Raw genomic sequence first — 20,878 nt, forward strand, 5'->3', positions numbered from 1 at the left:
CGCCTGCTCGCCGCCGGCCTCAGTGAGCGGCGTCGAACGCCGCCTGGACGTCTCGCGGAATCCGGCCGGATCGCGGAACCTCATAGCCCTGGCGACGTGCCCAGTGCCGGATCGCCGAGAGCATCTCCGGAGTCTTCCGTCCCGCCCCGGCGGCAACGGCGATCACGCGGCGCTGGGGAGCAGCCGAGGACAGCGGTCGGGCGGCGGCGACGAACGGCGCGAGTGCGAGGTGCAGTTTCCCGATGTTCCCCGCGGTTAGATCAATCTCGTAATCGCAGTCATCAATCGAGAAGACGATCGTGCCACCACGGCCCTCCGAGATCACGGCTCCAGTGAGATCGTCTATCAGAACAGTTCGCTCAGCCATCCAGCAAGACTCCTACTTCGACGTCCACGGACCTCGACAAGTGTCGAGGTCACCCACCAGAGTATCCAGCCAGCGCCACTGGTCGGATGCAGCACGCCGCCGGTTCCGTCGGAGCGACCCTCCGGGAGACGGCAACAGTGCCGACGCGCTGACCTCGTCCGGGTCACGCGGCAACGGCGACGCGGGGCCCGGCTGACGGCCCTCCCTCCGGCGGACCATACAGATGGATCGGCGGGACGACGCGCGCGACGACTCCTGGCCACCATAGTGACACCATGCCCCTAAGCTGCCCCCCGATCGGCCGACGCATCCTCGCCGCTCCTGCTAGCCCCCCGCCCCTGCGCCCCCGCCCCGGCGACTGCGCACTCGGCGCCCTCTGATGCCCGCCCTCTGGAGTGCGCTCTTCGCCCTGTTCTTCCTCGCGCTCTTCGTCCACGGCCGCTGGCGTGAACCGCGGATGCTCCGCAACGGCGTGTTCCTGGTCGCGGCGATCCTCTTCGCCGTCTTCACGCCCCTCCTGCTTCTCATCGAGGCGGTACCCGTCGTCGCCGAGTACCTCGCGCTGGCGGCTCTCGTTCTCGTGCCCCTCGCGATCCTGGCGCTGGGCGGCGCGCTCCTCGTCAACGGCGTGCAAATGATGCGCCGCGAGGGCCGCAGCCTCGGCAATCTGCTCTCCCTCTTCGTCGGGATTCTGGTGCTCGTGCTTCCGACGGTCGTGCTGGTCCTGTACCTCGGCGTCGGAATCGGTGACAGACGCAGCGCGGGCGGGCCGCTGAACCAGTACGGGGCCGTTCCCGCCGAGCTGATCGTGCTGATCACCGCGTACTTCGCCGCCGCGTTCCTCGCGTTCGCCCTCTACTCCGTGGTCTACGCGCGGATCCGCCTCGCTCTCGTCCCCGAGGTGATCGTGATCCTCGGCTCAGGCCTGATCGACGGCGAGGTTCCCCCGCTGCTGCGGAGCAGGCTCGACCGGGGGCTCGCGGTGTACCGGGCCGAGCGGGAGGCGGGGCGCTCGCCCCTCCTGATCCCCTCGGGCGGCAAGGGCTCCGACGAGTCGCGTGCCGAAGGAGCCGCGATGGCGGAGTACCTCCTGGCGAACGGCGCACGACCCGAGGACGTCCATCCCGAGACCGCCTCCCGGAACACGCGCGAGAACCTCGAACTCTCCCGAGCCCTGCTGGGCACGCTCGGTCGCCACGGCCCCGTCCTCGTCGTCACCAGTGACTACCACGTGCTCCGCGCCGCGACCCTCACGCGCCGACTCGGGATGCCGGCGCAGGTCATCGGTGCCCGAACATCCGCCTACTTCGTACCCAGTGCGTTCTTCCGCGAGTTCGCGGCAGTCGTCGTCGAGCACCGCTGGCTGCACCTCATCGCCTGCGTGCCGGTCCTGGTTGTTTTCGCGTCCCTGCTGGTCTGGACCGATTAGCGGTGACGCCGACCGACCCTGCCGCTGAACTGGCCAGACGCCCCTCCCTCCGACCCGAACGGATTCTCCTGCAATGATCGACACGTCCCCCGTTCTGACAGCGCGCAGCCTCGTGAAGCGCTACGAGACCAGCACGCCGCTCACTGACGCCGACCTGACCCTTCACTCCGGTGAATCCGTCGCTGTCCTCGGCCCGTCGGGATCGGGGAAGACCACCCTCCTGCACATCCTCGCGGGCATCCTCGTCCCCGACTCCGGATCTGTCACCCTCACGGGCGGCCTCGACCTCGCGCGGCTCGACTCCCCCCGCCGCGCGCAGGTCCGGCGGGAGAAGTTCGGTTTCGTGTTCCAGCACGGAGCCCTGCTGCCGGAGCTGACCGCGCTCGAGAACGTCGCACTGCCCCTGATGCTGCTGGGTCGCTCCCGCCGGGACGCGCAGACGCGAGCCGATCGCCTGTTCGCGCCGCTAGGTCTCGACGGCCTTCAGGGCCAGCGGATCGGCCAGCTCTCGGGCGGTCAGGGACAGCGGGTGGCGATCGCCCGAGCGCAGATCACCGAGGCGCCCGTGGTCTTCGCCGACGAGCCGACCGGCGCCCTAGACGGCCGCACCGCACACTCCGTCCTCGACCTCCTCCTCACCGCGACGACGTCCCGCGGTGCCGCCCTGGTCGTCGTCACTCACGATCCGGCGATCGCGCGCCGATGCTCGCGCGCGGTCGAGATCGCCGGTGGAGTCGTCCGGGCGGCGACAGCATGAGCGCACCGGCTATCGCAACCCTGCTGCTGCGACCCGGCGCATCGGAGTCGCGCAAGCGCACTCCGATCCTGCTCGTGGCCGCCGCGACGTTCGTCGCTCTCGTCCTCGTGACGTGGATCGTGTACGGCACGACCCACGAGGATGTGACCAACGGCGGAGCACAGGTGCTGAGCGTCGTGCTCTCGGCGGTGCTGAGCGTTCCGATCGCCGACGTGGTCGCCGCGTCAGCACGCACGTCGACCCGTGAGCGGGAGGCGCGGGTCGCCCACCTGGGGCTCCTGGGGGCCTCTCCCCGCCTCCTGCGGCGGGTCGTCGATATCGAGACCCTCGCGATCACCTCCGCGGGCATCGGTCTCGCGCTGCTCCTCCTCGCCGTCGCACTCCCTGTGCTCGCGATCCTGCCCCTGAGCGGCGGAGCCGCCGGCCTCGCGGAACTCATCCCTCCCCTCGGAGCGGTCTGCGCCGTGGTCCTCCCGATCCTCGGCATCGCCGTGCTGAGCGCGCGAGTGGCGATTGCGGGAGTCGTCGCCGATCCGCTCAGCGCGTCGCGGCGTCAGCGTCCCTACCGGGTCGGCCGGCGGCGTCTGCTCACCGCGGTCGGTGTCCTCGGGATCTCGATCCTCGCGGGGACCTTCGTCTCGGCGGGGCTCTTCGCTCTTCCCGCGCTGGCGCTCGCGATCGCGGCGTACAACTCGGTGATGACAATTGCCGGTCCCTTCGTCATCCGCGTCGTCGCCGGGATCGCGCTGAAACGGGCCCGCACCGCCGACACGCTGCTCTCGGCGCGGTCAGCGCTCGAAGACCCACGGATGACGTGGCGGCAGGTCTCCGGCACAGCGGTGTACGTCACGACCGTTCTCGTCGTGCTGATGCTGCTGCTGATGCTGATGATGCTGGGTTCTCAGGAGGCGATGCCCGCCGCCGAGGCCGCCGGCTACCCCGACCTCCAGCTAGGCGCGGGAGCGGCGCTCGCCGCGGCGCTCCTGCTGACCACCTGCTCCAGCATCGAGACCCAGCTCGCCGATCTGCGCGACCGGGCGGGCCTCTACCGCGCCCTCGACGCGATGGGCATGCCCGCCGTCACGATGCTCCGGGCGCGGTCGAGGACGGTGCTGGCCGGCGCCGTGATCGCGATCGTGGGGTCGCTGCTGGTCGCGGGATTCCTCGCGGTCTGGGCGGGAGTGAGCGCGCAAACGCTCCTCCACCCGGTCTTCGTGATGCTGACGCTTCCGATGCTGATCGCCGGAGTCGTGCCGATCGCGGTCGGCGCTCGGATCAGCGCTCGCTCGCTCGACCGGCTGCTGACCGCCGAGCGGTAGCTCGCCTGTCCGGCCGTCGTCGGCGCAGGATGGACCCATGACTACGACACTTATCACTGGAGCGAACCGCTCGCTCGGCCTCGAGACCGCCCGACGACTCCTCGAGGCAGGCCTTACCGTCTACGCGGGAATGCGCGATCCTGCCGACGGCGGCGCTGCCCGCGACCTCGGCGCCCACCCCGTCCGTCTCGACGTCACCGACCAGGCGAGCGTCGACTCCGCTCTCGCGTCGCTGCCAAAACTCGACGTGCTCGTGAACAATGCCGGCATCCACGGGTCCTCCTCCGGAATCGACGACCTCACCGCTGACGCGATGGCGAGCGTGCTCGACACCAACGTCCTCGGGATCGTCCGCGTCACGCAGGCCGCCCTCCCGTTGCTGCGCCGCTCCTCCGCGCCGGTCATCGTCAACGTCGCCTCCGGAGTGGGCTGGCCGCGCTGGCTGAGCACCGAGGGTCGCGACGAGTTCCCCGTCGCGTCCGTGCCGTACCCCGCGTCGAAGGCGGCCGTTATCGCTCTGACGGTCCAGTACGCCAAGAACCTGCCCGCGATGCGCATCAACGCGAGCGACCCCGGCTACACCGCTACCGACTTCAACGGCCACGGCGGACACCAGACCGTCACCGAGGGCACCGATGCGACCGTCGCCCTCGCCCTGCTCGGTCCCGATGGCCCGACCGGCGAGTTCCACGACCGCCGCGGCCGCATCGACTACTGAGACGCGGCGAGGGCATCGAATCCGCGGTCGCCCTCCCCTGCCCCGGTCAGCCCAGGTTCGCCGTCGGCGCCGTTTCGAGGTGCCGGAGGTCGCGCCGGAGCCGCTGCGAGCGCACGTAACTGCTCAGCGCGTGCTCCGGAGCGGGCGGGGCCTCGCTTCCGCCCAGCATCGCCCTGGCCGTGGTGAGGCGTGCGCGGCGGATCTCGTCGAAGACCGTGGTGCCGTTGCGCGCAAAGGTGCGCTGGAGTGTGCGCTTGGGCACGCCGAGGCGCTCGCAGATCTCCTGCACTGACAGGCGGGAATCCGCCGACATCGCGGCGATCAGGGCGAGGGCCCGCGTGTAGACGTCCTCGCTGCTTTCTCGGGGGAGCGAGGTGGCAAGTACCGCGCCGGCGAGCTGCTCGAGAGCGGCGCGGACCAGCGGGAATGCGGGCGAGTCGGCGTCGAGTGCCGAGCCGAAGGTCGAGTTGACCGTCGAGAGCAGGATGCCGCGGCTGGCCGCGTCGGCGTGTGTGACGACGGCGCCGCGGTCCGTCGAGTCGACGAGGCCGAGCAGTGGGCGATCGAGCGCGATCTCCGTGCGCGCGCTCGGGATGTCGGTGACGAGCGTGTACGACGACTCGCACTGGAGGAACGCGATATCGCCGGGATCGAGCGTGACCTCGAGCGCCGACGGATCGTCGGGCTGGATGACCAGCGCGCCCTCGAGCGGGATCAGCAATCGCACCCCGGCTCCGATGCGTGCTGTGCGGTGTACGCGGCCAGGCGTGTGCCAAATCCGCAGTACCTCGACGCCGTCGCTCCGCAAGATATCGGCGACGATGCGGAACGCCCCGGGAGCGCGCACGTCCATGCCGCCCTCGGCGAGCCAGGCGGCTGCTGCTGTATCGCGTCGCGACACACCGCGGTCGATCGTTGCTCTGCTGCCTTCTGTGATCCCCATCACGGCGAAGTCCTCTCGTCTTGTGCGTCCTTCGGGAGACGCGACGACCCTAGCCTGCCCGATTAAGGAGCATTCTGAGCAGCTTTCATTCGTCTGCATCCGCCTTTCAGCGCCAGCTCAACGCTCGGGGTCTTGTGGAGGAGGCGGAGAAGCGGACCCCGGGCGAGCGTCGCGGGTCGAGGTGCACGTCGAGTGCGGCGACATCGGTGAAGGCCCGCCCCTCGCCCGTGCGGCCCCGCAGCACGATCGAGTGGCGGAGCATCCGTGGGGCGCGCAGTACGGCGATCGTGTAGTGCGCGACGGCCACGAAACCCGCTCCCGGGGCTACCCGCTCGGGTCGCCCGGCAACGGTGACCGGAGCCTCGTCGTACTCGAGTTCGGCACCGGAGCCGTCAGTCAATGTGCCACAGAGCAGCGCGAGATCGTGCAGCGCATCGGGTCCTGCATTGTGAAACTGCATCCAAAAGGTGATCACGGGGACGGTTCGTCGCTCGGAGAGACCGTGCGAGTATGTGCCGTCCAGGACGAGGCGCGAAAGGGTGGCGGGGGCGGCGCGGCGAGGTATCATCCGTGCCTCCGCGCATCCTGTTCGGGCGCTGAGTTCCGTCGCGCCAACTGCAGGAGAGTGCACGCTGCGAGCACACCGACGAGAGCCGCCGCCCAGTTCAGGTCGCGCTGGTCGAGGCGCATGAGCTGGGCCGGGATGCCAGTGAATCCAAGGATTCCCTGGGCTGTGGATGCTGTCGCGAAGGCGAGCAGGGCGGCCGCTGCGGCGACGGCGGCCGGGCTCGGCGCCGGTTCCACAGATGTGCTCGCGAAGGCCCGGAGTGCCCCCGCGAGACCGAACGCGCAGAGTGCCACGGCGACCATCGCGGCGGTCGTGTAGGCCGGGCCAGCGGTCACCAGGAGCAGCACACCGGCGACGATGCGCAGGGCGGCGAGTATCAGTATCCGCGGCACCGGTCCGCGTTGGGCGCGTGCGTTGCCGAGCGCGATCGCGAGGTCCGTGCGTGCGCGGAGAACGGCGGACCTCTGGAGGACTGTCCGCCGTTCGGGATCGCGCAGCACGACGAACGCCGCACCCGCGCCAGACGCGACGAGAGCCGCGCCGACAAGGAGAGGAAACACGAGGGCAGCGGTAGGGAGAATCGTGTCGGACGCGGCAAGGACCATGGGGCTCTCCTTCAGGGCGGAAATAGCACGGGAGCATCTTGATGATCGGGGCTGGCGCAGGCTCGTGGAGCGGTCGGCGCGAAGGCTTCGGAGTCAGGCGCGCGGTCCCGTCGAAACCCGCCGTTTTTCGCGCCAAACGTCCCCCTAGAACGCGCCACCCGCGTGTCCCGAGTGTCCAAAAGTTGTCGCACTCGACGCCCAGTGCGACAACTTTTGGCTTCTCGAGAGGTGCTGGGGGTGGACGGGGCACGTCTCGCTACGCTTGGGGGATGAGCGATGTGCGGGAGGCCTACGCGGCGCGCTCAGGCGAGTACATAGCACTGCTCGGGTCGGTCGAGGCGGCCGCAGAAAACGATCGGGCGCTGATCGCCCGCTGGGTCGCCGGCCTCACCGGCTCGGCCATCGACGTTGGCTGCGGTCCTGGGCACTAGACGGAGTTCCTCCGCTGTCGCGGTGTCGCCGTAGAGGGCGTCGATCTGGTGCCGGAGTTCGTAGCCTCGGCACAGACGCGATTTCCTTACGCCTCCTTTCGGGTTGGATCGCTGCTCGAACTCGATGCAGACTTTGATGCGCTCGGCGGGATTCTCGCCTGGTACTCGCTCATCCATCTCGCGCCCGCCGAGCTACTTGGCGCGATCACCGCCCTGAGCACTCGGCTGCGACCCGGTGGAAGCCTCCTGCTCGGCTTCTTCGAGGGACCGCGGACGGAGGTGTTCGCCCACGCGGTCACGCCGGCCTGGTTCCATCCGCTCGAGACACTGCGTCTGCTGGCCGAGGAGGCGCGCCTCGACGTGACCCATACCGCACGGCGTAGTATCCCCGGCGCGCGCGACCATGGCGAGCTGATCGCGGTCCGCCGCTGACGGCGTGGTGTACTGCTCCCACCTGCACCCCTCTGCTGAGACTGGCCCGGACGTGACGTCTCCGCTCTGCACCGCGGCGTCTCGGCCGCGCGCGAGCCGCCCCGGCTAGAGCCGGTCGGCCCGCCACTCCGTCGGAATCTCGTCGCCGCGGCGGAACGCCTCCTCCTCGCGCTCGCGCAGCTCGACTCGGCGGATCTTGCCCGAGATCGTCTTGGGCAGTGGGTGGAACTCGATCCGCCGCACCCGCTCGAAGGAGGAGAGCAGTTCGCGGGTGTGCGCGAAGATCGCACCAGCGGTCGCAGCCGTCGGCTCCCAGCCCTCGGCGAGCGCGATGTACGCCTTCACCACACTGTGACGTACCGCATCCGGAGCCGGCACGACCGCCGACTCGGCGACAGCAGGATGCTGGAGCAGCACGCTCTCGACCTCGAACGGCGAAATCTTAAAGTCCGATGACTTGAAGATGTCGTCCGTGCGCCCCACAAAGGTGATCGTCCCATCGGTCGCGCGCACCGCCACATCCCCCGTGTGGAAGTAGCCGTCAACGCGGGCGCGCTCGGTCCGCTCGTCGTCGCCGTGGTAGCCAGACATCAGGTTGACCGGTTCGACGGAGAGGTCGAGGCAGATCTCGCCGGTGGAGGCAGGTTCGCCGGTCAGCGGATCGATCAGCGCGACCGCGATACCGGGGAGCGCACGCCCCATCGCGCCGGGCATGATCGGGGCTCCTGGCGGATTCGCGATGATCGCGGTCGTCTCGGTCTGGCCGTAGCCGTCGCGGATGCTCAGGCCCCACTCCCGCTCGACGGTCGCGATGACCGCGGGGTTCAGCGGCTCGCCGGCCGACAAGATCTCGCCGAGCGCGCGCGGCTTCGCGCCGAGTTCAGACTGGATGAGCATCCGCCACACCGTCGGCGGCGCGCAGAAGGTGGTGACCGCGGCGCGGTCGAGCTCGCGGTGCAGGGCGGACGGCGAGAAGCGGCTGTAGTTGTAGACGAAGACTGTCGCCTCGGCATTCCACGGCGCGAAGAAGCAGCTCCAAGCGTGCTTGCCCCAGCCGGGCGAGCTGATCGCCATATGCACGTCGCCAGGGCGGACGCCGAGCCAGTACATCGTGCTGAGGTGCCCGACGGGATACGACTCGTGTGTGTGCACGACCATCTTGGGCTTGGAGGTGGTGCCGGACGTGAAGTAGATGAGGCACGGGTCGGTGCTTGCGACGGTGACCGACGGGCTCACTCCGAACGGCTCGAGCGACTCGTCATAGTCGAGCCAGCCATCGACCGCTCCGCCAACGCAGATGCGGCCGAAGGAGCCCGCCGCGTCGGTGAACTTCGCCGTCTCGGCGGCGTCCGCGATCACATGCGCGACCTCGCCGCGCTCGAGGCGGTCGGCCAGGTCGGTTGGCGAGAGCAGGGTCGTGGTGGGCAGGATGACCGCGCCCAGCTTCATGATCGCGAGCATTGACTCCCAGAGTTCGAGCCGGTTGCCGAGCATGAGCATGACGTGGTCGCCCTGCTCGACGCCGACCGAGTGCAGCCAGGCAGCGACCTCGTCCGAGCGCCAGCGCATCCGGTCGAAGGAATACTGCTGCTCGGAACCGTCCTCCTCCACGATCCAGAGGGCGGTGCGCTCGTTGCCGATCGCGATGGCGTCGAACCAGTCGACGGCCCAGTTGAAGGAGGGTCCGACGTCCGGCCACTGGAACGCCTCGTGTGCGGCCGCCGCATCGGTGCGGTGCCGCAGGAGGGTGTCGCGGGCGGCGCGAAAGCTCCCGGTGGGGTTCATGCATGTCTCCGTAGCGGTCGAGGTCCGGCCACTGGCGGGACCGTCACCATTCTGCCCGTGCCGCGGTGGCGGTGCCTCCGGGGGATACGAGACGTGAATCACGAAGGGCCGTCCGTTACGGTGAACGAATGAGATTATGTCGTAGCGGAATAGTTGAGGTTGTTGGATATCGTCGTGCTGCGCCAGCCCATGAGATGTATGCGCGATTCAGCGACTCGGCGGGGACTGAGTCATGGACTACTGTTTCCCAGCGAGACAATCAAGGGTTTATGTGCTTGATCGAGACCGCGTGCGCTCTCGATAAATATGCAATAAGCAAGAAGTATTGATGCCTACGAGGAGCATGGCGCCCGGGTTACGCGCTTCTCTCAGTGTCGCTTGTGTGCTTGTGGCCGTCGGCGCGGTGATCGCCGTCGTTGCGACCCTGGTGCTGCTCCTACTCTCGGCGCACGGAACGGGGTGGCAGGCGATCGACGCCGTGCGGCCGCTGGTTCTCGCGGCGTCGATCACGGTCGCCTGTCTGCTCACGGCTGGCGCTCCCTACTATGCATTACGCGGACGAGCGCCCTGGCCTGCGCTCTGGCTTGCGTCCGTCCTGTGTCTCCTGGGCTTGGCCCTCGTCGTCGTGGTGGCGGCCGACCGGTTCGGCGCCGACGATGGGACCACTGCGCTCACGGCTCTCGTCTTCAGTGTCCCCGTCTGCTGCTACTGCACCATCGCGATCGTCGTGACAGAGTTGCTGCTTCGGCGGGGGAGGGGCGCCGCGCAGTAGTGCGGGGCCCCTCCCACTCAGGCAGGCCGCTCAGTATTTGATGGACTGCCCGCCGTCGATGGGGAGGACGGTGGCGTTCACGTAGGAGGCGTCGTCCGAGAGGAGGAAGGCGACGACGGAGGCGATCTCGGCTGCCTCGCCATAGCGCTTGGTCGGGTTGACCTGAATAAACTCCTCGGCTGCCTTGCGCGGGTTCTCGGGGTCGAGCTGCTTCATTGAGTTCTCGACCATTGGGGTCCAGATGGCGCCGGGGGCGATCGCGTTGATGCGGATGCCGAACTCGCCGTACTCGATAGCGGAATTGCGGGTGAGGCCGACGACGCCGTGCTTAGCGGCCGCGTAGCCGGACTGGTTGCCGATCGCAGTGATTCCGCCGACGCTCGCGGTGTTCACGACCATGCCGGCACCCTGTTCGCGCATGACCTTCAGCACTTTCTCGAGGCCGAGGAACACGCCGCGGAGGTTGATCGCGACGACCTTATCGAATTCGTCGGCCGTGAAGTCCTCCGTGCGGTTCTGGCGGCCCTCAATGCCGGCGTTGTTGAAGAATCCGTCGATTCGCCCGAAGCGCTCGAGGGTGCGGGCGACGTAGGCGTCGACGTCCACCTCTTTCGAGACATCGGCGGTAACGGTGATCGACTCGGTGCCCTCGGGGAGTAGGTCGACCGTGGCGGCGAGGCCTTTCTCGGAGATGTCGACGAGGGCGAGCTTTGCGCCCTCTTCGGCGAGGCGGATGGCGGTGGCACGGCCGAGTCCGGAGCCGCCCCCGGTGATGAGGACGGTGCGGTTGGTGAAGCGGGTACTGGTCATGACGACTCCTTCTCGATGAGAGGCGGGCTCGGAGCCGGGCGGTCGGCGAGTCCTTATCCATGCGTCCGCATGCGATTGGGCTCCACGCTACGCCCTACTTGGGGGTCAACCCTGGACACGTGGTCAGCCTCCGCTGCCAACCAAGGCCCGCCGATCGCCGGGTCTGCCACGAGATAGCTCAGTCCGGACGAGATCGGCCGCCGCGGCAGCACATCTCGTCCGGACTGAGCTATCTCGCGACATTTCGCGAGATTTCGGGAGGAAGGGGGGCGGGCGGGGGTTAGCCGAGGGGGATGGCGAGGGCGGACATGAAGGGCTCGGCGTCGACGGGCTCGCCGTTGACGCGGGTCTCGAAGTGCAGGTGGCAGCCGGTTGAGGCGCCGGTCGAGCCGCGCAGGGCGATGACCTGGCCCACGGTCACCGTCTCGCCCACCGAGACCATCAGCTCGCTGTTGTGGGCGTAGCCGGTCTCGATGCCGCCGCCGTTGTCGAGCAGGATCCAATTGCCGTAGCTGCCCTGGTAGGACGCCTCCTCGACGGTGCCACTTGCCGCGGCGAGGACTGGAGTTCCACATGCTCCGGCGAGGTCGGTGCCCTTGTGGAAGAGATTCACGCCGGCAACGGGGGCGTCGGGGCGCGGGCCGTATCCGCTGCTGACATAACCGGAGATCGGCAAGACCCAAGCACCGGAGACTCCTGCGGCGGCTGCGGTCGACTCGCCGGCGGTGGCAGTGATCGCGTCGAGGGAGGCGGTCGGTACCAGCACCTCGGGCTTCGCCTCCGCGGCGAACGCGTCACGCGTGACGCTCTGCTGCACGACTCCGGCAGCCACGAAGCTCTGCGGACGGACGGCGGCCACGGCGCTCGCCGTGTCGCGGGCGATCTCGGAGTCGGCGGCGCCGCCGACGGCAAACGCGGGCATGGTCGTCGTGATCGCGATCCCGGCCACCAGTGTCATCGCGGCGACGGCAGAGGCGCGCGGGCGCGAGGCCTCGCGGTGCGGACGGCGACGAGACTCCTGCTCGCGGAGGGAGCGACGGGTCGGGAGGTCAGACGGGCTGCCGGTCTCGGCTCCGGTGGGGGTCGGAGTCGAGGCGCGATCAAATCGGTGCATGTAGAAGAGGTTTCCGGGTCAGCCGCCGCTCAGGGGTGGGAGTGGCGGGTGGGGCAGGGGGCGGGCCGCTGTCACGCGACCCTCCAAAGTACCCGTGTTCGGGGGGACCGCGCCTGAGAGAACGCCAGGGAGTCAAGTGGTTGTCGGTATCGATCGACTCTCGATTGCAGGTGGCCGTTTTGATGCACCACGCTGCCGCGTGTGCCGCCTCGATACATCGCGCCTCTGCTCCCTCAACGATTCGCGGTGAAGACGAGCAACGCGATCAGTCCCGCAACCGTGGCAGCCACTCCAGATCCCAGACGCCACCACATCCACTTGTCGCGTTGGGGACCCCGCAGCGGTCGACGCAGGGCCCTGTGGCCAGAGGGATCGCCGGGGTTCCGCTGGAAGACCATGCCTCTCAGACTGCCCGACTCGGCCCTGGGGAGGGTCGGACGCGCCCGCGACTCCCAGGCCCCGCGCCCTACCGCCCCGGAGCCGTCGTCGCCAGCCGGTCCGCGCGGGAGCATCCGTCGCTACCGTGGACGATGACGGCCGGATACGGCCGACGAAGCGGAGGATCGGGACATGGCCGGCAGCGACAAAAAGTCCACAGACTCGAAGGATAAGGCCGCGCAGAAGCGTGCGAAAAAGGCCCTGAAGAAGGCCGAGAAGTCGGTGCGAGCGGCGCACGAGGCGGTGCGCAACTCCAGCAAGAAGCTGCGCAAGAAAGCGCGCCTGTTGGCCGAGCAGACCGAGAAGCTCCGGCGCAAGCAGCAGAAGGCTGCGAAGCGGGCCGTGGCGGCCGAGAACCAGCCGTCCCCGTCGAAACATGCCGCACCGGACGCTCCGGTCGACCTCACGCCGCCTCTGCCGAGCGCTCCTGTGCAGGAGCCGACCGCCGACGCGACCCCGGATATTGACGCCGACCCTGTTGCCCCCTCCGCCTCCGTGCCCCACCCCCTGCCGGCGCCCGAAGCGGCCCCTGAGCAGACGGCCGATCCGGAGCAGACACCTGATCTTGAGCGGACACCCGACCTCACCCCGCCGCTGCCGCACGCCGACCGCTGAGTGCCGCCCGCCTGAGAATCCGCACAGTATACTCGGGCGGGCGTGCCCCGCCAAGTGAACACTCGGTGAAGCCTCCTCGCCACGCCGTGCACGCTCCCTCAGGCGGGCGCATTCTGACTCCGTGGATCCCTTCATCCTGCTCGCGCTCGTCGTCGTCACGGCCCTTGCCTTCGACTTCACCAACGGCTTCCATGACACGGCAAACGCGATGGCCACCTCCATCGCGACCGGTGCCTTGAAGCCCAAGGTCGCCGTGGCTCTCTCGGCGTCGCTCAACCTTGTCGGGGCGTTTCTGAGCATCGAGGTCGCGCTGACCGTGACCAACGCGGTGGTCAAGATCCAGGACTCGACCGGCGCACCGGATCCCGCGCTGCTTCAGGGCGGCGGATCCGCTCTGCTGCTGATCGTGCTGGCCGGCCTCATCGGCGGCATCGTCTGGAACCTCCTGACCTGGCTGCTCGGCCTACCCTCGAGTTCGTCGCACGCCTTGTTCGGCGGCCTGATCGGCTCCGCTCTCGCGGGCCTCGGCCTCAACGGAGTGAACTGGGCCGGCGACGGCACGAAGCTCGACGGCGTGGTGGGCAAGGTGATCCTGCCTGCGCTGATGTCTCCCGTGCTCGCCGGAGCGGTCGCCGCAATCGGCACCTGGCTCGTGTTCCGCGTGGTCGGGAACCTTGCCGAGAAGAGCCTGCACCGCGGCTTCCGTATCGGTCAGATCGGTAGCGCTTCGCTCGTCTCGCTCGCGCACGGCACTAACGACGCGCAGAAGACGATGGGAGTCATCACGCTGGCGCTGATCGCGGCCGGCGGCTGGAGCGACACCGCGTCGGTCCCCTTCTGGGTCAAACTCAGCTGCGCGCTGGCGATTTCGCTCGGCACCTACATTGGCGGCTGGCGGATTATCCGCACCGTCGGCAAGGGTCTCGTCGAGATCGACACTCCGCAGGGCATGGCTGCCGAGAGCTCATCGGCCGCGGTGATCCTCGCGTCCAGCCATCTCGGCTTCGCGCTCTCGACCACCCACGTCGCCACCGGTTCGATCCTCGGTTCCGGAGTCGGCCGGCCTGGCGCCGAAGTGCGCTGGCGAGTGGCGCTTCGGATGGTCATCGCCTGGGTGATTACGCTTCCGGCAGCGGCTCTCGTCGGCGCCGTCATGTGGTGGATCGGACATCTGGTTCCGGGCGCAGCCGGCGGCCTACTCATGGCCGCGGTTCTCGTCGCCGTCGCGTCGTCCATCTACCTCCGCTCGCGCCGAGACAGCATCGGCGCACACAACGTCAACGACGAGTGGCAGGACGCGGCTCGCCCCGCGTCCGAGACCGCCGACGTCTGAGCGAAAGGAACCCCATCGTGCTCCCCCTCTTCCTCTCTGCCGCTGCTCAGATAGCGCTTGTCGCCGTGCTTCTCGGAGCGGGCCTGCCCGTGCTCTTCGCCGTGGGCGTCCGCTCGTTCGCGGTGGCGGGTGCTCCCGATGCCTCGAGCGGCCTGCCCGCTCCGGTCCTGCGCGGGATCGGCGTGGTCTGCTTCGCGCTGGTCGTGGCGGCCGTCGCCCTCGGGCTCAGCATCATCATCGGCACGGGACTTGGTCAGTCGGTCAGCTTCGAGCACGTCATCCCGACGTTCGTCCCCAAGGGCTGATTGTGGCCTCGACCGAACCGATCGCGGCGCGGGAGGGGATCGTGGCCCGCGTCGTCGGCTGGCTGCGCGCCGGGTATCCGGCCGGGGTGCCCGAGCAGGACTACCTGCCGCTACTCGGCCTGCTGCGTCGGAGCCTCACGACCGACGAGGTCGAGCAGGTCGTCGCGCGGCTCCTGTCGGAGTCGGAGCGGGCCGAGACCGTCGTGTCACCGGCCGTCGTGCGTCGGCGGATCGAGCAGCTGCTGCTTGGACCTGCGCTGCCCGAGGACATCGCGCGAGTCTCGGCGCGTCTCGCGAGCGCGGGCTGGCCACTCGCCGGTCCGGACCTACTCGCCGAGCCGAATCCGCCCGAGGGCGTGGTCACGCGCATCGTGCGCTGGCTGCGCGCCGGGTATCCGGCCGGGTTGCCCGAGCAGGATTTCGTACCGCTCCTGGCGCTACTTCGGCGACGTCTGAGTGACGCGGAGGTCGCGGAGGTGGCCGCAGGCCTGGCCGAAGCTCCCGCTTCTCGCGCCGACGTTGGCACGGCGATCGCGGGGGTGACCTCGGAGCTGCCCTCGGAGGGGGATATCGAGCGGGTGCGGCGGTCGCTGGTCGAGAGGGGGTGGCCGGAGGACTTCACGGTGTGACTGAGCTTCCGTGGCAGGTGGCGGAGTCGTGCCGGGTGTCCGACGTCTCGCGGAGGAGCTTCCCTCTCGCGTGGTGGCGCCGCACCATCACGAAAACTGAATGAATACTGCGTGCCCGACTGAGGCAAGCTCAGTGATACTGATTCAATGTCAGAATACGTGCGCCCCGCCAATCTCACGGAGGCCCTCGACCGGGCGATTGATGTGCTCGGCAACCGGGTCAAGGTCGCCGCTCTGCTCGCCCTCCAAGAAGGCGGAGCCACCGGCACCGAGCTGGCCGCGCGTCTCGGCGTAAGCCAGGTGCTCGTGCGGTACCACCTGGTCGCTCTCGAACGGCTCGGCATCCTGACCGTCGAGCCTCCCCGCTCCGAGGTCGATGTCCGGCGCCGTTACTTCCACGTCGATCGCAGCGCTCTGGCCTGCCTCGTCGACGCGTTGAACGTGGTTCTCTCGAACACGAGCACGGAGATGCTGCCTATCGGTGGCGCGAGCCGCACGTCGGGTCTGGGTCGTGCAGACCGCCCAGCTAGATAGGCGACGGCGTCCCAGGTGTGCGGAACTCTGGCGCCGAGCGCGGCTTCCTCCAGATGGTTCAGGCGCGACCGCGCAGAGACGAATGGGCGGCAGGCGCGGACCGGATGGCGTCGCTTGAGCGAGCGATTGGTGACAATAGCGGCAGATAAGTAATTTTTCCTTCTGGGTGAGAACTCCGAACATGCTTCTTGAGCAGAATCCGTACAGCCCGGATCCGGCCGCAGGCTTCCCCAACTCGCTCCCGACGGGCCTCGGTCGTTCTCGATGAGGTGTGCCTCCTGGCGGAATCCCAGAACTCTATGCGGCCACTCTCTTATCGGGGTCTCGGGGCGGGCCTAGGGTGAGCCCGTGGTGTCGTCGGAGATCTTCGAGCGTGAGCGCGGCCGACTGGTGCGTATTGCCGGGCGGATCCTCGATGACCGTCACGAGGCTGAGGACGTCGTGCAGGTCGTTTGGATGCGCCTGCACGAGAACACGGCGGAGCTCGAGAATGTCGGTGCCTGGCTGACGACGGTCACCAGTCGGCTGTGTCTTGACCGGTTGCGCGCGCGCATCCCACTGCCGATCGACTCGACCGGCTGGGGTGAGGCGTCCGGGCGCGACCCGGAGGACGCGGCTATGCAGCGGGAGGCGGTCGGTCAGGCTCTGCACGTCGTGGTCGATCGCCTCACGCCGAACGAGCGGGTCGCGTGGGTGTTGCACGAGTCGTTCGGATTCGAGTTCGACGCTCTCGGTGACATCCTCGGTCGCACTCCGGCCGCGGCACGCAAGCTCGCCTCTCGAGCGCGCGCCAAGGTCGCAGACGCGCAGCGGGGCGGGCCGGTCACCGATCGGCACGTGGTCGACGCATTCATGGCGGCCGCGCGAGGTAGCGATCTGATGCGATTGCTGGCCCTTCTCGCTCCCGGCGCGAGTGTGAGCGCCGACGCTGCCGCCATTGCCGCGGGGACACCTCAGCGGATCGAGGGCCGGGAGGCGGTCGCAGGCTTCTTCGACGGCAGCGCGCGGGCGGCGCTACCCGCACTCGTAGACGGGCGTCCGGGCGCGGCCTGGTTTCACCGCGGGCGAGCGCGGGTGGCTTTCGACTTCACCGTGGTTCACGGGGTGGTCGAGGCCATCGTCTTCCGTGCCGAGCCGGACATTCTGGCCTCTGTCGTTCGGCGTCCCGCCGAGGACGACACGCGCGGGTTTACCTCGACTTGAGGTCGACGGTCACATCCGCCGCCGCTTAAACGTCGAAAGAGTGAGAGTCGCCGCGGACGCGACGGCGGGAATGAGGACGCGATGAAGACCATGACCTGCCGCGATCTAGGCGGACCCTGCTCGGTCGAGCACCGGGCTGCGACCGCCGACGAGATCATCAAGGCTCAGGACCGGCACGTGCGAGAGGCGGTTAAGGCTGGCGACGAGACGCACGCGGAAGCGCGCGACGACATGAAAGGCCGCTGGCGGCATCCCCGGAAGTCGCTCGACTGGTACAACGGCGTCAAGCGCGCTTACGCGGAGCTTCCGGCCGGGTAGACGAGTGGGGTAAGAGGAGGCGGCTACTGCGGGTCGGTCGGCGAAGACGCGCGCCGAGGTGAGGAGCGGCTGAATTCGCCCATTGTCAGTTCAGTGTCTGTGCCGGCAGAGAGCGGGAACCAGCCGACGAAAGTGACGCCCTCGTGTGTGGCGTCGAACCGGACGATAGTCGTGTCAGCGGGCTCGTAGAACGTGTCGCCGGCATGAAGGATCACCGGCTCCTCGCCCTTCACGTGAAAGTGAACCGACCCGGATTCCACAATGCCGATCACAGGCCCGTTATGCCAGTGTGCGCCGGGGTGGATGTTCGGGGCGATAGTGATGCGCCTGACCTCGACGGTAGCAAAGCTGGCTTCGCCTAGCTTGAGCGAATCGAGGGTGACGCGTTGTACGGGAAGCTGATCCATTAGATGATCGTCCCACGGAGAGAATGCCGTGTTTGGTATGTCTCGACGCGCGACCGCGGCAGTGAGGGTCGCTGCGATGCGTCGCACGTTCACCCCCGCGGCTTCTCGAAGCGGCAACATCTTTCCGACGATTCGTGCGACAGATGAATCAGAAGGAGGAATTCAACGATTGTCGCGTATTGTTGACAATTGCTTACTTATGCCGCATGGTGGTAGCCATGATTCTCCTCGCTTCAGCTTCAGCGGTATCTCGCGCGCACCCGTCTGGGTTTTACGCTCAGTGGATTGACCTTCACAACCACCCTCTGTGGAGCTCGAATATGATCTCGATGGACGCTCCTACTCCGCTTCACGTCGGGACACGCGGTGTCCTGCGACCCAAAAAGGGGCCACCTTCGAAGTTTATCGTCACTGCGTTAGTCCCTGACCGCCTCTACGAGGACACGACACTCCTCCCGGGGGCACGGCTCGTGTTCAGACACGAGGCTACCGAGCGGGACGGGCGCACGGAGCTGATGGCTTCCGCGACAGTGTCAGGTCCCATCGCTTTTCTCTGGGCGGCTCTTCTTCGGAGAGACATTTCCGGGGGCTTACAGCGCGACCTGAACGCATTGGTTCGACTGGTCGAGGCAACCCTGCCCGCGCAGATAAAGGACTAAGGCCGAGGACCGGTAGTTCTATTTGCACACGTGCTCGTTTCCGGGAGTGCGCAGGTGCGTCCGGAATTGCCTGACGCACCTGCGCGGCGACGCGCTACTCCTGAACGAATGCCAGGAGATCGGGGTTGATGACGTCGGCGTGGACCGTCAACATGCCATGTGGGTAGCCCTCGTCGTGCGCGAGCACTCCGCCCCTCGTGCCCTGGCGCCACCAGTTGTCGATCACCGGTTGTGAGGCTTCGGTACCGGTTGAAGTCGTAGAACGGGCCGGAGGCGACGGCCTGAAAGAACTCGGCGCGGTTGCCCGCGAGCGCTTCGCGGAAGCCGTCGAAGGCTGACATCGGCGTTGACGTCGCTGGCGGGCGTGGTCTCGACGTGGGCACTACTGCCCCGCTCTGCAAGGGCGGGAAGAAAGCAAAATTATGTTCACTGCATGTGGCTCTCAAACTGGCGGCACGACGCTGGAATCGATTCACACCTACCGCGAGATGTCCCCCGATGTGTCCCCACAAAATCCGACTTGTATCTATTTCGCCACGTGCAGTCTTGCCAGGGCATTGCCCTGCCATATAGGGTGCGAACGTGTTTAGGGTACGACTCGCTTATTTTGATAAATCTCCAAAGAAAGCGATGCGCGGTAAAAACTGGTTCAGAATAATCATCAGTGTTTCCGCTATCGTGCTGGTAGCCGCGGGCTTACCACCTCTTGCATCAGCCGAGAGTGGAATAGACTCACACGTGAAAATGGCGACTCGAATTAATGGAGAAATATCCATTATCCCGGACGAGAAAATTGCTGCCGCAATTGCCCAGTTACCGCACAACACAAAGCAGACCGCTTCTAAAAGGAAACTGATTCCACAGCTTATTGACTTTAATCAGTGGGTAGACTGCTTTGGCCTCAATAGCGAGAATGCAGTGTTTGCTGAGTATGTTCACTGGTGGGATGGCGCCGGCCAAGATGTGCGCCTCAAGTGCGGAACGAATAATTATGGTTACAAGCACATTCGATCAGGAACAAATGGAAATAACGGTAAGGAGCAGCTGTGGCAAAACGATCTAAATTATGCGCGTCAGGCTGGCTGGAACTCGCAAGCTCAAGGGATTGAATCGTGGGATGATCTCATGGCGGCATCTATCGGCAGTACCGTTACATGGCCCGACTACAGGGCGGTAAACTCAATCTCGAAAAAGACCTGTGGAGTCGCAGAGATCATTTTTGTTAACACTGAGACTGGAAAGATCGTTTGGACCTTCAAAAATTTGTCCATTTGGTCAAATGATAGCGATCGCTTGATCACAAGCTACCCTCAGGGACGCCTGAATTGCTACCCTTCTTGATCTGACGCGAGGTGGTGCATCAGCGGAGATGTGCCACCTCGCTAGAATCCACGTTCGACAATAGCCGAATCCCAAAACAGTTCTTCTATTTTCGCTTGAAGGCGTTGACCCTCAGCGATCCACTGCCCTTCCAGCACTGAATCCAGCCATCGTTCCTGAGGCAAAAATTTGGTACTCCAAGCAATCTGCCAGGCGCGCAGCGCTGCTGCAAGAGATTTCGGAATATTGAAAGCTTCAGGATCACTGACGGCGTCGTCATCTATCCATAGGGCATACGGGGTGCCATGATCTGGCCCGATCACGATGCGCGAAAGCTTTCCTTCTCGGGCGTTCGAAGCTCGTAAAAGGGTGCGCTCGGCAGTTGCGAAAGGGGGCACTACCCACTCAACCTGAGTGATTGGATCAAGTACTACTCTCATTTTACTTGCCCCTCTCCCTTTTGGCTTAACGCCTACAGTGAGGCTTATGTAAAATCCGATTGATCGAGATGGATTCGCGCGTGTCGGTCACGGATAACATCGGCTGATCCGCTGTGATTGAAGAGCAACCTTTGACAGACGCTCTTCGCAAAGGAACCAGCCCGTACGCACCCAGACTACTATGGGAATGACGGCTAAGCAATACGCGATCTTCGCCGAACGAATTGAGAACGATGTCGTGTGACATCGGCGTCGAGGACGGCCGCTGCAAGCTCTCGCTTACAAGAATGCCGCATGTCACCCTCCTCTACTATCGCCACAAGCTCACCGAGAGGTTAGTTGCTGAGGCGATCGGCGTCAATCAGTCGACCGTTTAGCACACGATCGCGTTGGTTGAAGTGATGCTCAAGGGCGTCGACGACAACGAGCAGCCGAACGTCGAGTCCGCGCTCGGCGAGACGACGGCCGTCATTGACGCCACTCTCCTGTCGGCTATCCACCTTTCGGATTTCGTCGCGCGCAACCATCACGATGCTCACTCCTGTCGAAAGACCGGGTAATTGTGGCGGTTCGGGCTATTCAGCCGCTCATGGAGGAGCAGAAGTTCTCGTGTTCGTAACACGTGCT

The 20,878-nt window shown here is 66.6% G+C and carries 27 protein-coding genes; 17 read left to right on the top strand and 10 right to left on the bottom strand.

What is annotated here, in order from left to right; all coding sequences use genetic code 11:
• Positions 1-19 precede the first annotated feature (19 nt).
• On the bottom strand, positions 20-367 hold the full coding sequence (locus tag B0H03_RS11735) for a histone-like nucleoid-structuring protein Lsr2 (protein WP_104265705.1): 348 nt from the start codon (positions 365-367) through the stop codon (positions 20-22).
• Between the two features lie 379 nt (positions 368-746).
• On the opposite strand from B0H03_RS11735, the gene B0H03_RS11740 reads away from it, so the two are divergent.
• The 4 genes from B0H03_RS11740 to B0H03_RS11755 all read left to right on the top strand — a co-directional run bounded on the left by B0H03_RS11740 (position 747) and on the right by B0H03_RS11755 (position 4,590).
• Entirely contained in the window at positions 747-1,796 is a 1,050-nt protein-coding gene (locus tag B0H03_RS11740) for a YdcF family protein (RefSeq protein ID WP_104265704.1), read from the top strand.
• Positions 1,797-1,869: 73 nt separating this feature from the next.
• Positions 1,870-2,553: an ABC transporter ATP-binding protein gene (locus tag B0H03_RS11745; RefSeq protein WP_104265703.1), complete on the top strand. Its 684-nt coding sequence runs from the start codon at positions 1,870-1,872 to the stop codon at positions 2,551-2,553.
• Positions 2,550-3,872 (top strand): hypothetical protein, encoded by a 1,323-nt coding sequence (locus tag B0H03_RS11750; RefSeq protein WP_104265702.1) that lies wholly within the window; start codon positions 2,550-2,552, stop codon positions 3,870-3,872. Before B0H03_RS11745 ends, B0H03_RS11750 begins: the two co-directional genes overlap by 4 nt.
• 37 nt (positions 3,873-3,909) lie before the next feature.
• Positions 3,910-4,590 (top strand): SDR family NAD(P)-dependent oxidoreductase, encoded by a 681-nt coding sequence (locus tag B0H03_RS11755; protein ID WP_104265701.1) that lies wholly within the window; start codon positions 3,910-3,912, stop codon positions 4,588-4,590.
• A gap of 46 nt (positions 4,591-4,636) precedes the next feature.
• On the opposite strand, the gene B0H03_RS11760 is transcribed toward B0H03_RS11755, so the two are convergent.
• From B0H03_RS11760 to B0H03_RS11770, 3 genes are all read right to left on the bottom strand, one after another.
• Positions 4,637-5,533 (bottom strand): AraC-like ligand-binding domain-containing protein, encoded by an 897-nt coding sequence (locus B0H03_RS11760; RefSeq protein WP_181075080.1) that lies wholly within the window; start codon positions 5,531-5,533, stop codon positions 4,637-4,639.
• Between the two features lie 106 nt (positions 5,534-5,639).
• On the bottom strand, positions 5,640-6,101 hold the full coding sequence (locus B0H03_RS11765) for a hypothetical protein (protein ID WP_104265699.1): 462 nt from the start codon (positions 6,099-6,101) through the stop codon (positions 5,640-5,642).
• Positions 6,098-6,706 carry a hypothetical protein gene (locus B0H03_RS11770; RefSeq protein WP_104265698.1) on the bottom strand — a complete coding sequence of 203 codons (609 nt, stop codon included), beginning with the start codon at positions 6,704-6,706 and terminating at the stop codon, positions 6,098-6,100. Before B0H03_RS11770 ends, B0H03_RS11765 begins: the two co-directional genes overlap by 4 nt.
• 269 nt (positions 6,707-6,975) lie before the next feature.
• Here B0H03_RS11770 and B0H03_RS16645 point away from each other — a divergent pair, with 269 nt between their 5' ends.
• Both B0H03_RS16645 and B0H03_RS11775 read left to right on the top strand, forming a co-directional pair.
• Positions 6,976-7,137 carry a hypothetical protein gene (locus tag B0H03_RS16645; RefSeq protein ID WP_160487354.1) on the top strand — a complete coding sequence of 54 codons (162 nt, stop codon included), beginning with the start codon at positions 6,976-6,978 and terminating at the stop codon, positions 7,135-7,137.
• A gap of 48 nt (positions 7,138-7,185) precedes the next feature.
• Positions 7,186-7,569 (top strand): class I SAM-dependent methyltransferase, encoded by a 384-nt coding sequence (locus B0H03_RS11775; RefSeq protein WP_104265697.1) that lies wholly within the window; start codon positions 7,186-7,188, stop codon positions 7,567-7,569.
• A 105-nt stretch (positions 7,570-7,674) separates the two neighbouring features.
• Here B0H03_RS11775 and B0H03_RS11780 read toward each other — a convergent pair whose 3' ends face one another.
• On the bottom strand, positions 7,675-9,354 hold the full coding sequence (locus B0H03_RS11780) for an AMP-binding protein (RefSeq protein ID WP_104265696.1): 1,680 nt from the start codon (positions 9,352-9,354) through the stop codon (positions 7,675-7,677).
• A gap of 328 nt (positions 9,355-9,682) precedes the next feature.
• Here B0H03_RS11780 and B0H03_RS11785 point away from each other — a divergent pair, with 328 nt between their 5' ends.
• Positions 9,683-10,126, top strand: coding sequence for a hypothetical protein (locus tag B0H03_RS11785; RefSeq protein WP_127844008.1), 444 nt, complete (start codon positions 9,683-9,685; stop codon positions 10,124-10,126).
• A 30-nt stretch (positions 10,127-10,156) separates the two neighbouring features.
• Here B0H03_RS11785 and B0H03_RS11790 read toward each other — a convergent pair whose 3' ends face one another.
• Positions 10,157-10,936: a glucose 1-dehydrogenase gene (locus B0H03_RS11790; RefSeq protein ID WP_104265694.1), complete on the bottom strand. Its 780-nt coding sequence runs from the start codon at positions 10,934-10,936 to the stop codon at positions 10,157-10,159.
• Positions 10,937-11,216: 280 nt separating this feature from the next.
• Positions 11,217-12,050, bottom strand: coding sequence for a M23 family metallopeptidase (locus B0H03_RS11795; protein WP_104265691.1), 834 nt, complete (start codon positions 12,048-12,050; stop codon positions 11,217-11,219).
• A 570-nt stretch (positions 12,051-12,620) separates the two neighbouring features.
• On the opposite strand from B0H03_RS11795, the gene B0H03_RS11800 reads away from it, so the two are divergent.
• The 7 genes from B0H03_RS11800 (at position 12,621) to B0H03_RS11830 (ending at position 17,425) form a co-directional block, all read left to right on the top strand.
• Complete coding sequence (locus B0H03_RS11800) at positions 12,621-13,103, top strand: hypothetical protein (protein ID WP_104265690.1); 483 nt, start codon at positions 12,621-12,623, stop codon at positions 13,101-13,103.
• 121 nt (positions 13,104-13,224) lie between these two features.
• Positions 13,225-14,436, top strand: a complete 1,212-nt coding sequence (locus B0H03_RS11805; protein ID WP_104265689.1) for an inorganic phosphate transporter — start codon at positions 13,225-13,227, stop codon at positions 14,434-14,436.
• Between the two features lie 17 nt (positions 14,437-14,453).
• Positions 14,454-14,741, top strand: a complete 288-nt coding sequence (locus B0H03_RS11810) for a hypothetical protein (protein WP_104265688.1) — start codon at positions 14,454-14,456, stop codon at positions 14,739-14,741.
• Positions 14,742-14,743: 2 nt separating this feature from the next.
• On the top strand, positions 14,744-15,370 hold the full coding sequence (locus B0H03_RS11815) for a DUF3349 domain-containing protein (RefSeq protein ID WP_241560454.1): 627 nt from the start codon (positions 14,744-14,746) through the stop codon (positions 15,368-15,370).
• A 147-nt stretch (positions 15,371-15,517) separates the two neighbouring features.
• On the top strand, positions 15,518-15,904 hold the full coding sequence (locus B0H03_RS11820; RefSeq protein WP_104265687.1) for an ArsR/SmtB family transcription factor: 387 nt from the start codon (positions 15,518-15,520) through the stop codon (positions 15,902-15,904).
• Positions 15,905-16,252: 348 nt separating this feature from the next.
• On the top strand, positions 16,253-17,107 hold the full coding sequence (locus B0H03_RS11825) for a sigma-70 family RNA polymerase sigma factor (RefSeq protein WP_104354378.1): 855 nt from the start codon (positions 16,253-16,255) through the stop codon (positions 17,105-17,107).
• Between the two features lie 81 nt (positions 17,108-17,188).
• The gene (locus B0H03_RS11830) at positions 17,189-17,425 is read left to right on the top strand and encodes a DUF1059 domain-containing protein (protein WP_104265685.1); all 237 of its coding nucleotides are present in this window, start codon (positions 17,189-17,191) and stop codon (positions 17,423-17,425) included.
• Positions 17,426-17,448: 23 nt separating this feature from the next.
• On the opposite strand, the gene B0H03_RS11835 is transcribed toward B0H03_RS11830, so the two are convergent.
• Together B0H03_RS11835 and B0H03_RS17265 are read right to left on the bottom strand one after the other, a co-directional pair.
• Entirely contained in the window at positions 17,449-17,832 is a 384-nt protein-coding gene (locus B0H03_RS11835; protein WP_160487355.1) for a cupin domain-containing protein, read from the bottom strand.
• 753 nt (positions 17,833-18,585) lie between these two features.
• Positions 18,586-18,717 carry a hypothetical protein gene (locus B0H03_RS17265; protein WP_258062068.1) on the bottom strand — a complete coding sequence of 44 codons (132 nt, stop codon included), beginning with the start codon at positions 18,715-18,717 and terminating at the stop codon, positions 18,586-18,588.
• Positions 18,718-19,073: 356 nt separating this feature from the next.
• Here B0H03_RS17265 and B0H03_RS16255 point away from each other — a divergent pair, with 356 nt between their 5' ends.
• Complete coding sequence (locus B0H03_RS16255; RefSeq protein ID WP_127844007.1) at positions 19,074-19,832, top strand: hypothetical protein; 759 nt, start codon at positions 19,074-19,076, stop codon at positions 19,830-19,832.
• 41 nt (positions 19,833-19,873) lie between these two features.
• Here B0H03_RS16255 and B0H03_RS16260 read toward each other — a convergent pair whose 3' ends face one another.
• Positions 19,874-20,251 carry a hypothetical protein gene (locus B0H03_RS16260; protein ID WP_133248943.1) on the bottom strand — a complete coding sequence of 126 codons (378 nt, stop codon included), beginning with the start codon at positions 20,249-20,251 and terminating at the stop codon, positions 19,874-19,876.
• 233 nt (positions 20,252-20,484) lie between these two features.
• Here B0H03_RS16260 and B0H03_RS16055 point away from each other — a divergent pair, with 233 nt between their 5' ends.
• Both B0H03_RS16055 and B0H03_RS16650 read left to right on the top strand, forming a co-directional pair.
• Positions 20,485-20,628 (top strand): transposase family protein, encoded by a 144-nt coding sequence (locus B0H03_RS16055; RefSeq protein ID WP_119854497.1) that lies wholly within the window; start codon positions 20,485-20,487, stop codon positions 20,626-20,628.
• Between the two features lie 24 nt (positions 20,629-20,652).
• Complete coding sequence (locus tag B0H03_RS16650; RefSeq protein WP_160487356.1) at positions 20,653-20,811, top strand: hypothetical protein; 159 nt, start codon at positions 20,653-20,655, stop codon at positions 20,809-20,811.
• Positions 20,812-20,878: the final 67 nt, after the last annotated feature.

This window comes from Rathayibacter iranicus NCPPB 2253 = VKM Ac-1602 (assembly GCF_003149025.1).
In the GTDB taxonomy this organism is placed as follows: Bacteria; Actinomycetota; Actinomycetes; order Actinomycetales; family Microbacteriaceae; genus Rathayibacter; species Rathayibacter iranicus.

What these genes read in the sequence shown, in the direction of transcription:
- B0H03_RS16645 (WP_160487354.1), top strand. Translation starts at nt 6,976, where the DNA reads ATGAGCGATGTGCGGGAGGCCTACGCGGCGCGCTCAGGCGAGTACATA.
- B0H03_RS11750 (WP_104265702.1), top strand. Translation starts at nt 2,550, where the DNA reads ATGAGCGCACCGGCTATCGCAACCCTGCTGCTGCGACCCGGCGCATCG.
- B0H03_RS11780 (WP_104265696.1), bottom strand. Translation starts at nt 9,354, where the DNA reads ATGAACCCCACCGGGAGCTTTCGCGCCGCCCGCGACACCCTCCTGCGG.
- B0H03_RS11830 (WP_104265685.1), top strand. Translation starts at nt 17,189, where the DNA reads ATGAAGACCATGACCTGCCGCGATCTAGGCGGACCCTGCTCGGTCGAG.
- B0H03_RS11820 (WP_104265687.1), top strand. Translation starts at nt 15,518, where the DNA reads ATGTCAGAATACGTGCGCCCCGCCAATCTCACGGAGGCCCTCGACCGG.
- B0H03_RS11735 (WP_104265705.1), bottom strand. Translation starts at nt 367, where the DNA reads ATGGCTGAGCGAACTGTTCTGATAGACGATCTCACTGGAGCCGTGATC.
- B0H03_RS11785 (WP_127844008.1), top strand. Translation starts at nt 9,683, where the DNA reads ATGCCTACGAGGAGCATGGCGCCCGGGTTACGCGCTTCTCTCAGTGTC.
- B0H03_RS11760 (WP_181075080.1), bottom strand. Translation starts at nt 5,533, where the DNA reads ATGGGGATCACAGAAGGCAGCAGAGCAACGATCGACCGCGGTGTGTCG.
- B0H03_RS11740 (WP_104265704.1), top strand. Translation starts at nt 747, where the DNA reads ATGCCCGCCCTCTGGAGTGCGCTCTTCGCCCTGTTCTTCCTCGCGCTC.
- B0H03_RS11770 (WP_104265698.1), bottom strand. Translation starts at nt 6,706, where the DNA reads ATGGTCCTTGCCGCGTCCGACACGATTCTCCCTACCGCTGCCCTCGTG.
- B0H03_RS16260 (WP_133248943.1), bottom strand. Translation starts at nt 20,251, where the DNA reads ATGAGAGTAGTACTTGATCCAATCACTCAGGTTGAGTGGGTAGTGCCC.
- B0H03_RS11745 (WP_104265703.1), top strand. Translation starts at nt 1,870, where the DNA reads ATGATCGACACGTCCCCCGTTCTGACAGCGCGCAGCCTCGTGAAGCGC.
- B0H03_RS11790 (WP_104265694.1), bottom strand. Translation starts at nt 10,936, where the DNA reads ATGACCAGTACCCGCTTCACCAACCGCACCGTCCTCATCACCGGGGGC.
- B0H03_RS16650 (WP_160487356.1), top strand. Translation starts at nt 20,653, where the DNA reads ATGCTCAAGGGCGTCGACGACAACGAGCAGCCGAACGTCGAGTCCGCG.
- B0H03_RS16055 (WP_119854497.1), top strand. Translation starts at nt 20,485, where the DNA reads ATGTCGTGTGACATCGGCGTCGAGGACGGCCGCTGCAAGCTCTCGCTT.
- B0H03_RS11795 (WP_104265691.1), bottom strand. Translation starts at nt 12,050, where the DNA reads ATGCACCGATTTGATCGCGCCTCGACTCCGACCCCCACCGGAGCCGAG.
- B0H03_RS11800 (WP_104265690.1), top strand. Translation starts at nt 12,621, where the DNA reads ATGGCCGGCAGCGACAAAAAGTCCACAGACTCGAAGGATAAGGCCGCG.
- B0H03_RS11765 (WP_104265699.1), bottom strand. Translation starts at nt 6,101, where the DNA reads ATGATACCTCGCCGCGCCGCCCCCGCCACCCTTTCGCGCCTCGTCCTG.
- B0H03_RS11755 (WP_104265701.1), top strand. Translation starts at nt 3,910, where the DNA reads ATGACTACGACACTTATCACTGGAGCGAACCGCTCGCTCGGCCTCGAG.
- B0H03_RS11835 (WP_160487355.1), bottom strand. Translation starts at nt 17,832, where the DNA reads ATGGATCAGCTTCCCGTACAACGCGTCACCCTCGATTCGCTCAAGCTA.